This is a genomic window from Streptomyces typhae (assembly GCF_009755605.1).
Classification (GTDB): Bacteria; Actinomycetota; Actinomycetes; order Streptomycetales; family Streptomycetaceae; genus Streptomyces; species Streptomyces typhae.
Map to the genome: position 1 here is coordinate 114,944 of NZ_WPNZ01000021.1, position 12,817 is coordinate 127,760.

11 protein-coding genes and 1 riboswitch are annotated in these 12,817 nt (G+C 68.5%); of the genes, 2 read left to right on the forward strand and 9 right to left on the reverse strand.

The annotated features are described in order from the left end of the window. Positions 1 to 122: 122 nt before the first annotated feature. Positions 123 to 240: riboswitch (SAM riboswitch) on the reverse strand. Positions 241 to 413: 173 nt separating this feature from the next. The 5 genes from trpD to ctaE all read right to left on the reverse strand — a co-directional run bounded on the left by trpD (position 414) and on the right by ctaE (position 5,879). Next, positions 414 to 1,478, reverse strand: coding sequence for an anthranilate phosphoribosyltransferase (trpD, locus tag GPA10_RS31230; protein ID WP_157168393.1), 1,065 nt, complete (start codon positions 1,476 to 1,478; stop codon positions 414 to 416). A gap of 152 nt (positions 1,479 to 1,630) precedes the next feature. Next, positions 1,631 to 3,289: a cytochrome bc1 complex cytochrome b subunit gene (gene qcrB, locus GPA10_RS31235; RefSeq protein WP_058850475.1), complete on the reverse strand. Its 1,659-nt coding sequence runs from the start codon at positions 3,287 to 3,289 to the stop codon at positions 1,631 to 1,633. After that, a complete protein-coding gene (gene qcrA, locus GPA10_RS31240) occupies positions 3,286 to 4,350 on the reverse strand; it encodes a cytochrome bc1 complex Rieske iron-sulfur subunit (RefSeq protein WP_058850474.1) in 1,065 nt (354 codons plus the stop codon). The genes qcrB and qcrA overlap by 4 nt, the downstream gene beginning before the upstream one ends. Further along, on the reverse strand, positions 4,347 to 5,156 hold the full coding sequence (gene qcrC / locus GPA10_RS31245) for a cytochrome bc1 complex diheme cytochrome c subunit (protein ID WP_058850473.1): 810 nt from the start codon (positions 5,154 to 5,156) through the stop codon (positions 4,347 to 4,349). The genes qcrA and qcrC overlap by 4 nt, the downstream gene beginning before the upstream one ends. A 102-nt stretch (positions 5,157 to 5,258) precedes the next feature. After that, entirely contained in the window at positions 5,259 to 5,879 is a 621-nt protein-coding gene (gene ctaE / locus GPA10_RS31250) for an aa3-type cytochrome oxidase subunit III (protein WP_030564245.1), read from the reverse strand. Between the two features lie 165 nt (positions 5,880 to 6,044). Between ctaE and GPA10_RS31255 the strand changes: the two genes are divergently transcribed. Beyond that, positions 6,045 to 6,446: a DNA-binding transcriptional response regulator gene (locus GPA10_RS31255; RefSeq protein ID WP_058850472.1), complete on the forward strand. Its 402-nt coding sequence runs from the start codon at positions 6,045 to 6,047 to the stop codon at positions 6,444 to 6,446. A 122-nt stretch (positions 6,447 to 6,568) separates the two neighbouring features. Here GPA10_RS31255 and GPA10_RS31260 read toward each other — a convergent pair whose 3' ends face one another. The 4 genes from GPA10_RS31260 to ctaC form a co-directional block, all read right to left on the reverse strand. Further along, positions 6,569 to 7,816, reverse strand: coding sequence for a L,D-transpeptidase (locus GPA10_RS31260; protein WP_157168394.1), 1,248 nt, complete (start codon positions 7,814 to 7,816; stop codon positions 6,569 to 6,571). A 153-nt stretch (positions 7,817 to 7,969) separates the two neighbouring features. Next, complete coding sequence (locus GPA10_RS31265; protein WP_058850471.1) at positions 7,970 to 8,368, reverse strand: cytochrome c oxidase subunit 4; 399 nt, start codon at positions 8,366 to 8,368, stop codon at positions 7,970 to 7,972. After that, on the reverse strand, positions 8,365 to 10,101 hold the full coding sequence (gene ctaD, locus GPA10_RS31270; RefSeq protein ID WP_343041526.1) for an aa3-type cytochrome oxidase subunit I: 1,737 nt from the start codon (positions 10,099 to 10,101) through the stop codon (positions 8,365 to 8,367). Before ctaD ends, GPA10_RS31265 begins: the two co-directional genes overlap by 4 nt. Then, positions 10,098 to 11,060: an aa3-type cytochrome oxidase subunit II gene (gene ctaC / locus GPA10_RS31275; RefSeq protein ID WP_079086744.1), complete on the reverse strand. Its 963-nt coding sequence runs from the start codon at positions 11,058 to 11,060 to the stop codon at positions 10,098 to 10,100. The genes ctaD and ctaC overlap by 4 nt, the downstream gene beginning before the upstream one ends. 338 nt (positions 11,061 to 11,398) lie before the next feature. On the opposite strand from ctaC, the gene GPA10_RS31280 reads away from it, so the two are divergent. Continuing rightward, the gene (locus GPA10_RS31280; RefSeq protein WP_343041527.1) at positions 11,399 to 12,781 is read left to right on the forward strand and encodes a cysteine desulfurase/sulfurtransferase TusA family protein; all 1,383 of its coding nucleotides are present in this window, start codon (positions 11,399 to 11,401) and stop codon (positions 12,779 to 12,781) included. Positions 12,782 to 12,817: the final 36 nt, after the last annotated feature.

A 12,817-nucleotide genomic window follows, 5' to 3' on the forward strand; every position in this document is an offset into this window, starting at 1 on the left:
TGCCTCGACGCACGGCAGTCACTGCCGGACGGAGGATTCTGCGGACGGGGCCGGAGGCCCTAGCGCATTCGCTTGCTCACGAGACTGCTCCCTCGACGACCAGGACCCCTGGTGACGCGAGGGGTCCGCGCTTGCGATGAACCTTGCTGTTCACCGCCTGGTCTTCACCCGGGGCACCCCGCCACGGACGGAGGGTTGCCGAACAGCGGGCCGGGGCCGTAGTCGCTGTTACTCATGACCTGCCAGCATCTTGCCACACACCTGCACCGGAGCAACACCCGGCCCCGTCAGGGGCGCGGGGAACTGCGCGACAAGCCACGAAAAACCCGCAGACGCGTCTGCTGAGTACCGAGCAGACGCGTCTGCGGCCTTTCCTGGGCTGAGCGCGCAGTTCCCCGCGCCCCTTACGGGGGCTAACGGTTGCTGGCGGTGATCCAGCGCGCGAGCGCGGCCTTCGCGGCGCCGGAGTCGATGGCCTCGGCGGCCTCGGCCATCCCGGCCCGGATCAGCTCGGGCAGGGAGCCTTCGCCCTGCTTCAGGGCGACCAGGGCGGCGGCGGAGTTGAGGAGGACCGCGTCCCGCACGGGCCCGGACTCCCCGTCGAGCAGCCGCCGGGCGACATCGGCGTTGTACGCGGCGTCGGCGCCCCGCAGCGCCTCCACGGGCACCAGGCCGATGCCGACGTCCCGCGGGTCGAAGGCCTCCTCGCGGACGCTCCCGTTCCGCACCCTCCACACCCGGGACGTCGCCGTGGTCGTCAGCTCGTCGAGCCCGTCGTCGCCGCGGAAGACGAGCGCGGAGGAGCCGCGCTCGGCGAGCACCCCGGCGAGGATCGGCGCCATCCGCGCGTCGGCGACGCCGGTGGCCTGCGCCCGCACCTTGGCCGGGTTGGTGAGCGGACCGAGGAAGTTGAACGTGGTCCGGATGCCCAGCTCGCGCCGGGCGGGCGCCACGTGCCGCAGCGCGGGGTGGAACTTCACGGCGAAGCAGAAGGTGATGCCCGCCTCGTCGGCGACCTGCCGCACCCGCTGCGGGGTGAGTTCCAGGTTGACGCCGAGCTTCTCCAGGACGTCGGACGCGCCGCTCGCGGAGGACGCCGCGCGGTTGCCGTGCTTGACGACCTTCGCGCCGGTGCCGGCGACGACGATCGCGGACATGGTGGAGATGTTCACGGTCCTGGCGCCGTCGCCGCCGGTGCCGACGATGTCGACGCTCGGGCCCGGCACGTCGATGACGTGGGCGTGCTCGTACATCGCGCGGACGAGCCCGGAGATCTCCTCGACGGTCTCGCCCTTGGCCCGCAGCGCCACCGCGAAGCCCGCGATCTGCGCGTCCGTGGCCTCGCCGCGCATGATGCGGTCCATGGCCCAGGCCGTGTCGTCCGCGCTCTGGTCGCGCCCGTCGAGCAGTCCGTTCAGTACGTCGGGCCAGGAACGGGCCGCCGCGGTGTCGCCTCCTGCGGGGGTCACAGCGCTCATGGCCGCTCCTGGGTTCGTAGACGAGGACATCCCAAGCTCTTGGGGTGGGTCCACCCTATCCAGCCCGGGGGACGGCAAAGAGCCCCGTCCATGCACTGGACGGGGCTCCTGCCGTGGCGACCTCGGGTCAGCGCGTCGATGCGCGCGCGGGATCAGTGGTGGCCGTGGCCGCTCGTGATCTCCTTGTACTCCTCGGCGGTCGGCTTCGGGATCTGGCTGTCCTCGCCGTACATGCCCTTGGAGAGCTTCGCCTTGAGCTTCTGCGAGCCCTTCACCTTGCGCTGCACGCCGTTCTCGTCGACCGTCGGGCCGACCTCGATCGGCTTGTACTGCTCGTGCGCGGTGAGGGTGTGCAGCTGCTCGGAGTCGAGCGGCTCGTGCACCTCGATGAACTCGCCGTGCGGGAGGCGCTTGATGATGCCGGACTCGCGTCCGTGCAGCACCTTCTCCTTGTCACGGCGCTGAAGGCCGAGGCAGATCCGCTTGGTGACGATGAACGCGATGACCGGTCCGACGAAGAAGAAGATCCGGACGAACCAGGTGATGGCGTTCAGCGACAGGTGGAAGTGCGTGGCCCACAGGTCGTTTCCACCACCGACCAGCATCACCATGTACGCGGTGATCCAGGCGACACCGAAGCCGGTACGGGTCGGGGCGTTGCGCGGGCGGTCCAGGATGTGGTGCTCGCGCTTGTCGCCGGTGACCCAGGACTCGATGAACGGGTAGACCGCGATGGCCACGAGGACCAGCGGGAAGACCGCCAGCGGGATCATCACGCCGAGGACCAGCGTGTGGCCCCAGAAGTTGATCTCCCAGCCCGGCATCACACGGATCAGACCCTCGGCGAAGCCCATGTACCAGTCGGGCTGGGCGCCGGTGGACACCTGGTCCGGGCGGTACGGTCCGAGCGCCCAGATCGGGTTGATCGAGGCGATCGCCGCGATGGCCGCGATGACACCGAAGACCAGGAAGAAGAAGCCTCCGGCCTTGGCCATGTAGACCGGGAGCAGCGGCATGCCGACGACGTTCTTGTTGGACTTGCCGGGGCCCGCGAACTGCGTGTGCTTGTGGTAGAAGACCAGGATCAGGTGCGCCACCACGAGGCCGAGCATGATGCCCGGCAGCAGCAGGATGTGGACCGAGTAGAACCGGGCCACGAAGTCGCCGCCGGGGAACTCGCCGCCGAACAGGAACATCGACAGATACGTGCCCACGATCGGCACGGACAGGATCGCGCCCTGCATGAAGCGCACACCGGTGCCGGAGAGCAGGTCGTCCGGGAGCGAGTAGCCGGTGAAGCCGGTGAACATGCCGAGGACGAACAGCAGGAAGCCGAACAGCCAGTTGACCTCACGCGGCTTGCGGAACGCACCCGTGAAGAACACGCGCATCATGTGCACGAACATGGCGGCGAGGAAGATCAGCGCGGCCCAGTGGTGGATCTGCCGGATCAGCAGACCACCGCGCACATCGAAGGAGATGTGCATGGTCGAGTTGAACGCCTCGGACATCAGCTGGCCCTGCAGGGGCACGTAGCTGCCGTGGTACTCCACCTCGTTCATCGACGGGTGGAAGAACAGCGTCAGATACACACCCGTGAGGATGATGATGATGAAGCTGTAGAGGCAGATCTCACCGAGCATGAAGGACCAGTGGTCCGGGAAGATCTTGCGCATGTTGGCCTTGGCCAGGGAGTAGATCCCGAGCCTGCCGTCCGCCCAGTCGGCGACCCGCTCACCGGCGGGTGCCTTCTTGCGGCTGTCGTTCGCCGCGGCCGGAGCCTCGGCCGCGGTGCTGTTCTCGGTACTCATCCGCGCTCCCAGAAGGCAGGGCCGACGGGCTCTTCGAAGTCGCCGAGCGCCTGAAGATAGCCCTCCTCGTTCACGCCGATGCGCAGCTGCGGCAGAGCGTGACCGGCCGGGCCGAAGATCACTCGGGCCCCGTCGGAGAGGTCGAAGGTGGACTGGTGGCACGGGCAGAGGACGTGGTGCGTCTGCTGCTCGTACAGGGAGATCGGGCAGCCCACGTGGGTGCAGATCTTGGAGTACGCGACGACGCCCTCGTGCGACCACTCGAGCTCACGCTTGTCCTTGATGTTGTCCGGCTGGATCCGGACGATCATCAGGGCCGCCTTGGCGATCTGGGTCTGGAAGTCGTGGTCGTGCTCCTCCAGGCCCTCGGGCTTGGCGAAGGTGAGCGATCCGACCTGGACGTCCGAGGGGCGCAGCGGCTCGTTCGTGTTCATGTTCACGAGCAGCTTGCCCTTGGACCACAGGGTGTGCCGCAGCTTGTCCTCCGGCAGCGGACCGAGGTCACGCAGCAGGACGACACCGGAGAGCGGTACGAGGGTCAGCGCGCCGAACATCGTGTTGCGGATCAGCTTGCGCCGGCCGAGCTGGGACTCCTTGGCACCGGCCGCGAAGTCCGCCATGACCTTGGCCTTGACCTCGGGCTCGGCCTCGATCGGGTGCCGCTCGTCGGCGATCTCCACGTCGGACATCAGGGTGCGGGCCCAGTGGACCGCGCCCGCGCCGATGCAGAAGAGCGCCACACCGAGGGTCATGCCCAGCGCGAAGTTCAGCGCGCTGATGTGACCGATGGGCCAGATGAAGACGCTCTTGTCGACCGGGAACGCCACGAACGAGGCGATGAAGCCGACGGTGGCCAGCATCGAGATGGTGAAGAGCATCGCCACCGTGCGCTCGGAGCGCCGGGCGGCCTTCTCGTCGATGTCCTGGACGCGGTGCTCGTGGGGCGGGAGCCCCGGGTCCGCGAACGGGTCCGTGTCGGCGTGTCCCGCCACGGCCACCGAGCCGTGCTCGGTCTCCTGCGCGCTGGGCAGGTTCTCTTCTGGGTTCTCTTGTCCACTCATGACTTCTTGGCCTTTGCGGTCCGGGCGGCGACCCACACGGCGACCGCGATCAGTGCGCCGAGGCCGAAGATCCAGGCGAAGAGGCCTTCGCTGACCGGTCCGAGACCGCCCAGCTTGAGACCGCCGGGGCTCTCGGTCTTCTCACCGTTGACCGCGTCGAGGTACGCGATGATGTCCTTCTTGTTCTTCTCCGGCATCGTCGTGTCGGGGAAGGACGGCATGTTCTGCGGGCCCGTCTGCATGGCCTCGTAGATGTGCTTGGGGCTGACGCCCTCCAGGCTCGGAGCGAACTTGCCGTGCGTCAGCGCGCCGCCTTCACCGGTGAAGTTGTGGCACTGCGCGCAGTTGGTACGGAAGAGTTCACCGCCCTTGGCGATGTCGGCGCCCTCGGGGCTGACCTGCTTCTCGGTCGGGACGTTGGGGCCGGCGCCGAGCGAGGCCACGTACGCGGCCAGCTGGTCGATCTGGGCCTGGTTGTAGATGACCTTCTTCTTGGGCGCCTGGGCGCCCTGCTGCTGGAGCGGCATCCGGCCGGTGCCGACCTGGAAGTCGACAGCGGCGGCGCCCACGCCCACCAGGCTCGGGCCGTCGGAGGAGCCCTGACCGCCGGTTCCGTGGCAGCTGGAGCAGCCCACGGCATAGAGCTTCTTGCCCTCGTCGATGGCGAGGGACTGAGCGGTTTCGTCGGCCTGCGCCTTGTCCGCCGGCGCGAACGCGGCGTACAGCCCCCCGGTGGCCGCCAGCGCGAGGAGTAGGACGACGACCGCCGCCAGCGGATGGCGTCGTCGTGCGGAGAGCTTTTTCACGGATTACCCCGGTGTCAGGATCTTCTGCGTCGATGCTTCTGGAATGTGTCGGTACGTCGGGGTGTCCGGGCGGCCGAAGCGCCGCGCGGTCCCCGCCACCGACTACTTGATCATGTAGATCGTGGCGAAGAGGCCGATCCAGACGACATCGACGAAGTGCCAGTAGTAGGACACGACGATGGCGGCGGTCGCCTGCTCGTGGGTGAACCTCCGGGCCGCGTAGGTGCGGCCGAGGACCAGCAGGAAGGCGATGAGTCCGCCTGTCACATGCAGTCCGTGGAAGCCGGTGGTCAGGTAGAACACCGAGCCGTACGGGTCGGACGAGAGCGAGAGGCCCTCGTGCTTGACCAGCTCCGTGTACTCGAAGACCTGACCGCCGATGAAGATCGCACCCATGATGAAGGTGACGATGAACCACATCCGGAGCTTCTTCACGTCACCGCGCTCGGCGGCGAAGACGCCGAGCTGACACGTGAGGGAGGAGAGCACCAGGATGGTGGTGTTCGTCGCCGAGAACGGGAAGTTCAGGCTGTCCGCCATTTCCTTCCAGTGCTCTGGACCTGTCACCGATCGCAGGGTGAAGTACATCGCGAAGAGGGCCGCGAAGAACATCAGCTCGGAACTCAGCCAGATGATGGTTCCGACGCTGGTGAGGTTCGGTCGATTGACCGGCGGGTGCGCGTGCCCGGTATCTACTGTCGTTGCTGTCGCCACGACCGACATTATGTCGGTCGCTTATCCCGCCCTCACCCCGGGGGGTGCCGTTCGGAGTGTCTGCGGCGTGTGTCCAGCCCGTATGGCCCATCGCGGCGGTGTCCGAAGCGCTGTTGACGGGGTGTCGGGAGGGGTAGCATCCGCGCGAGATCCCCTCGACGAAGCGGAGGAACCATGCAGCCGACCGCCACGGTGCTGGTCTACAGCGACGACGCGAACACCCGGGAGCAGGTCCGCCTGGCCACCGGGCGCAGGCCGGCCGGTGACGTCCCGGAAGTCCGCTTCGTCGAGTGCGCCACGCTCCCCGCGGTTCTCCGGGAGCTGGACAAGGGCGGCATCGATGTCTGCGTCCTCGACGGGGAGGCCGCGCCCGCCGGCGGCATGGGCGTGTGCCGGCAGATCAAGGACGAGGTCTTCCAGGCGCCGCCGGTGCTTCTGCTCATCGGGCGGCCGCAGGATGCCTGGCTGGCCACCTGGAGCCGTGCGGAGGCCGCGGTGACCTTGCCGGTCGAGCCTGTGGAGTTCGCCTCCGCCTTGGCGTCCCTGCTGCGCAGCAGGGACGCCCTCAGCGCCTGAGGGGGCGGGGCCGGGCGCTGTTCGGCGGGTGCTGCTGCGTTGTGGCTGGGCGCGCAGTTCCCCGCGCCCCTGGAAGGGCCCCTTCAGGGCCCCCAGGGCCCCTCAGGGGCCCTCCCGGGGCCTCAGGTCGGCTGGGGGCGCAGGCGGGCCGCGTCCGTGCGGGTCGGGCCCTCCCTGGTGTCGGCCAGGAGGGCGCTGCCCTTGCGCCACTTGTCCCAGCTCACGTTCCAGTCGCCGAATCCGTTCCCGAACGGGTCCATGTCGGCGCCGCCGCTGTTGACGACCTTCACGATGTCGCCCTGGCGGACGGTCTCGTAGAACCAGGCGGCGTTGCCCGTGCTCATGCCCGTGCAGCCATGGCTGGTGTTCGCGCTCCCCTGGGAGCCCACCGACCAGGGGGCCGCGTGCACGTACTCGCCGCTGTCGGTGACCCGCGTCGCGTAGTAGACCATTTTGTCGTAGAAGTCCGCCGAGCCGATGCTGGCGCTGGTCATACGGACGACGTACTCCTTGCCGAGCACCACCTTGATGCCGTTGCGGGTGGCGTAGCCGGGCTTGCCGGTCGTCACCGGGATGGAGTTGATCTCCTTGCCGTTGCGGTAGACGGTCATCGAGTGCGCGCCGGCGTCCGTCACCGCCTCGACCTTGTCGCCGGTGGTGAAGCGCAGCGGCTTCGCGGGGGCGCCCCAGAGCTTGTCGGTGACCTTGATGCCGTCGAGGTTGCTGTGCAGGTCGACGGTGGCGTTCGCGGGCCAGTACTCCTTGGGGCGGTAGTGCAGCGTCCGGTCGTCCACCCAGTGCCAGGCGCCCTCCGTGGCGGGCTGTGAGCGCACCTTCAGGGCCCGCTCCACGGCGGTCCTCGCCTGCTTGCCCTTGACGTCGGCGCTGAGCTTCGCCGTGGCCGGCTGGCCGACGCCGTACTTGCCCGCCTGCGGCCCGAAGGTGACCTTCAGCTGCTTCTTCTCGGCGGCCTGGCTCGTGGCGAAGGTGAGGACCTTGCGGCCCGGTGCGCCCTTGTCGTCCTCCGTGCTGACCCGGACGGTGTAGTGCGCGCCCGCGGCCAGCGGCGCCGTGCTGCGCCACCGGGAGCCGTCGGCGCGCAGTTCGCCCGCCACATAGCGGCCCATGGCGTCGGTGGCGGTCACGTCGGTGATGCGTCCGCCGCCGCCCTGGGCGGTCACTTCGAGGGGCTTGTCCGGGTCGGCCTTCCGGCTGCCCGCGGGCCCGTTGAAGGCGACCTGACTCGCCGCGTCGTACGGCTTGGCCGAGAGCGGATGGCCGTCGTTGCCGCAGGCCGTGGCCCCCGCACCGAGGGCGACCACCAGCAACGTACAGCTCAGTACCGTGCGGATTCGCGGTGAGTTGCTCATGAGCACACGGTATGAAGATTCACCAAGTCCGGCGCGCGGAGTGCTCCGTACGAGTTTCCCCGGATTCCCCCGGACGGGCGAACGGAAAGCCGAAGGGGCCCGGACGCTCCTGACGGAGTGTCCGGGCCCCTTCGGGCCCGCGGTGCGGGAGGACTACTGGTTCTGGTTCTCGCCGCGGTAGTACTCGAAGACCCAGCCCCACAGACCGATCAGCAGCATCGGGGCCGAGAAGTACAGCAGCCACCAGCCGAAGACGACACCCATGAAGGCGAGCGCGCCACCGACGGCCAGGGACAGCGGCTGCCAGCTGTGCGGGCTGAAGAAGCCCACCTCGCCGGCCTCGTCCGCGACGTCGGCCTCCTTGTTGTCCTGTGCCGAGGCGTCGACCCGCCGGGCCGTGAAGGCCAGGTAGTAGCCGATCATGATGCACAGGCCGAAAGCCAGGAAGAGCGCGGTGGTACCGGCGGGCTCCTTCGACCACCAGCCATAGACGATCGCCATGGCCAGTACGAAGACGCTCAGCCAGATGAACATCTTGCCCTGGATCTTCACTTGCCGGCCTCCTTGCTGCCGGCGAGGGCCTTCTCGCCGTGACCGGTGTTCTCGAGCTGGTCGAGGGCGGCGATCTCCGGGTGGTGCAGGTCGAACGCCGGGGATTCACTGCGGATGCGCGGCAGCGTGAGGAAGTTGTGCCGCGGCGGCGGGCAGGACGTGGCCCACTCCAGGGAGCGGCCGTAGCCCCACGGGTCGTCGACCTCGATCTTCTTGCCGTACTTGGCGGTCTTCCAGATGTTGTAGAAGAACGGCAGGATCGACAGACCGAGCAGGAACGAACAGATCGTCGAGATCGTGTTCAGGGCGGTGAAGCCGTCGGCGTCCAGGTAGTCCGCGTACCGGCGCGGCATGCCCTCGGCGCCCAGCCAGTGCTGCACCAGGAACGTGCCGTGGAAGCCCACGAACAGCGTCCAGAAGGTGATCTTGCCGAGGCGCTCGTCGAGCATCTTGCCGGTGAACTTCGGCCACCAGAAGTGGAAGCCGGAGAACATCGCGAACACCACGGTGCCGAAGACGACGTAGTGGAAGTGCGCGACCACGAAGTACGAGTCGGACACGTGGAAGTCCATCGGCGGCGAGGCCAGGATGACACCCGTCAGACCACCGAAGGTGAAGGTGATCAGGAAGCCGATCGCCCAGAGCATCGGGGTCTCGAAGGACAAGGACCCCTTCCACATCGTTCCGATCCAGTTGAAGAACTTCACGCCCGTCGGTACGGCGATGAGGAACGTCATGAAGGAGAAGAACGGTAGGAGTACACCGCCTGTGACGTACATGTGGTGCGCCCACACCGTCACGGAAAGACCGGCGATCGCGATGGTCGCGCCGATCAGGCCCATGTAGCCGAACATCGGCTTGCGGGAGAAGACCGGAATGACCTCGGAAATGATTCCGAAGAATGGGAGCGCGATGATGTACACCTCTGGATGGCCGAAGAACCAGAAGAGGTGTTGCCACAGCAGGGCGCCGCCATTGGCCGCGTCGAAGATATGGGCACCGAATTTGCGGTCCGCCTCCAGGGCGAACAGCGCGGCGGCGAGCACCGGGAAGGCGAGCAGCACGAGCACGGCCGTGAGCAGCACGTTCCACACGAAGATCGGCATGCGGAACATCGTCATGCCGGGGGCGCGCATGCAGATGATGGTGGTGATGAAGTTGACCGAGCCGAGGATCGTGCCGAAGCCGGAGAAGGCCAGACCCATGATCCACATGTCGGCGCCGATGCCCGGCGACCGGACCGCGTCCGAGAGCGGCGAGTAGGCGAACCAGCCGAAGTCCGCGGCGCCGTTCGGGGTGAGGAAGCCACCGACCGCGATCAGCGAGCCGAACAGGTACAGCCAGTAGGCGAACATGTTCAGACGTGGGAAGGCCACGTCGGGGGCGCCGATCTGGAGCGGCATGATCCAGTTCGCGAAGCCCGCGAACAGCGGCGTCGCGAACATCAGCAGCATGATCGTGCCGTGCATCGTGAACGCCTGGTTGAACTGCTCGTTCGACATGATCTGCGTACCCGGCCGGGCCAGCTCGGCGCGCATGAAGAGCGCCATGACGCCGCCGATGCAGAAGAACGCGAACGACGTGACCAGATACAGCGTGCCGATCGTCTTGTGATCGGTGGTGGTCATCCACTTGATGATGACGTTGCCCGGCTGCTTGCGCCTGACCGGCAGCTCGTTCTCGTACGAGTCCTCTGCTGCCGCGGCACCCTGGGGTTCGTTGAGGATGCTCACAGGTTGTTCGTCTCCCGGTTCTTCTCGTGGCCCGTCTGCTCGATGCCGGCCGGGATGTAACCGGTCTGGTTCTTCTTCGCGAGGTCCTCGAGGTGCTTCTGGTAGCGCTCGGGAGAGACGACCTTGACGTTGAAGAGCATCCGGGAGTGGTCGACGCCGCACAGCTCGGCGCACTTGCCCATGAAGGTGCCCTCCTTGTTCGGAGTGACCTCGAAGGCGTTGGTGTGACCCGGGATGACGTCCTGCTTCATCAGGAACGGAACCACCCAGAAGGAGTGGATGACGTCACGCGAAGTCAGTACGAAGCGGACCTTCTCGCCCTTGGGGAGCCAGAGGGTCGGGCCCGGGTTGCCGTTCTGCGGGTTCCGCTCGCCGGGCGTGCCGACCTGGTAGACGCCGCCGGCGTCCGCCGGGAAGTCCTTGCGGAAGCGGTCCGGAATGGCGTCCAGTTCCTTGGCGGTCCTGGCGTTGTCCTTGTTGGAGCCCGGCACGTTCTCGATGTAGTTGAAGCCCCAGCTCCACTGGAAGCCGACCACGTTGATGGTGTGGGCGGGCTTGTCGTCGAGCTTGAGGAGCTTGGACTCGTCACGTGCCGTGAAGTAGAAGAGCACCGAGACGATGATGAGCGGAACCACCGTGTACAGCGCCTCGATGGGCATGTTGTAACGCGTCTGCGGAGGAACCTCCACCTTGGTGCGGCTGCGCCGGTGGAAGATGACGCTCCACAGGATCAGGCCCCAGACCAGCACGCCCGTGGCGAGCGCAGCCGCCCACGAGCCCTGCCAGAGGGAGAGGATCCGCGGAGCCTCCTCCGTGACCGGGGTCGGCATACCAAGGCGGGGAAAGTCCTTGTATGTGCAACCGGTGGCGGTTACCAGGACCAGGCCCGCAGTCAATGCCTGCAGCAGCTTCCGCCGCATCGGGCGCCGCGGCGAGCGGTCGGAGCCGTTGGGACTCACGTAGCGCCTTCCCGAGAGTCTCGCCCGCGCGGTTGGCTGCGGCCTTCTCGCTGGTCGGTCGCCGCCCTGCGTCGGGCAGGGGTTTGGATGTTTATGCGGACCAAACCCTACTGGACGCTATTTGGGGTCGCGCGGGGAGGGTGCCTAACGCGCCGCGGGTCACTCTGTCGGGGTGGGGTGCCCCTCCGTCCACCGGTATCTGACGGAGGGTCGGCCCCGCGCCTTCCGAGCCGGGGGGCCTCCCCGTGTTCGGCGGGTGCGGGTCCGTCCCTCTTGCTCGCGCAGTTCCCCGCGCCCCTTCGGAGCGCTTCTGCTGGCGGAACGTTTAGTTTGTGCGCGTGTCCTACTTCGATGCCGCCTCCGGTGCTCCCCTTCATCCCGTTGCCCGGCAGGCCCTGCAAGCCTCGCTCGACGAGGGGTGGGCCGATCCCGGCCGGCTGTACCGGGAGGGGCGGCGGGCGCGGATGCTGCTCGACGCCGCGCGGGAGGCCGCCGCCGACGCGGTGGGGTGCAGGCCGGACGAGCTGGTGTTCACCACCTCGGGGACGCGGGCGCTGTACGACGGGATCGCGGGCGCGCTCGCCGGGCGGCGCCGGGCGGGGCGGCACCTCGTGGTGTCCGCCGTCGAACATTCGGCCGTCCTCCATTCGGCCGCCGCCCATGAGCGTGCGGGCGGCACGGTGACCGAGGTTCCCGTGGACCGGACGGGCGCGGTGGGCCCGGACGCGTATGCCGCCGCGCTGCGCGACGACACCGCCCTCGCGTGTCTGCAGTCCGCCAATCACGAGGTGGGCACCGAGCAGCCGGTGGCCGAGGTCGCCGAGGCCTGCCGGGCCGCCGGGGTGCCGCTGCTCGTGGACGCGGCGCAGTCCCTCGCGTGGGGGCCGGTGGGCGGCGACTGGTCCCTGCTCGGCGCGAGTGCCCACAAATGGGGCGGTCCCGCCGGCGTCGGGTTCCTCGTGGTGCGCAAGGGCGTGCGGTTCGCGCCGCAAGGTCCCGTGGACGAGCGGGAGTCGGGGCGGTCCGCCGGGTTCGAGAACATTCCGGCGATCGTGGCGGCCGCGGCGGCGCTGCGGGCGGTGCGGGCCGAGGCCGTCGCGGAGGCGGCGCGGCTGCGCGGGCTGACGGATCTGATCCGGGCGCGGGTGCCGCGGCTGGTGCCGGACGTGGAGGTCGTCGGCGCGCCGGAGCGGCGCCTGCCGCACCTCGTCACCTTCTCCTGTCTCTATGTCGACGGCGAGAGCCTGCTGCACGAGCTGGATCGCGCGGGCTTCTCCGTCTCGTCCGGCTCCTCCTGTACGAGCAGCACGCTGACGCCGAGCCATGTGCTCAAGGCGATGGGCGTGGTCAGCGAGGGCAACGTCCGGCTGTCGCTGCCGCCCGGGACCGGTGCCGCGGACGTCGAGCGCTTCCTCGACGTGCTGCCGGGGGCCGTGGCCGGGGTGCGCGAGAAGCTGGGGGCGCCCGTCGCCCCGGACGCGCCCGGCACCCTGGCGGAGCTGACGGTCGACGCGGTCGGTGAACGCTGCCCCCAGCCCGTGATCGAACTCGCGAAGGCGCTCCCCCGGGTCCGCGTCGGCGGCGAGGTCACCGTCCTGTCGGACGACGAGGTCGCGGCCGTGGACATCCCGGCGTGGTGCTGGACGCGGAAACAGGAGTACGTGGGGCCGGCGGAGCGGGGGCACGGAGTGGTGGCGTACGTGGTACGCCGCCTGGTCTAGCTCCCTGCCGCGGGCAGGCCCCCCTGCGGGAGGGAG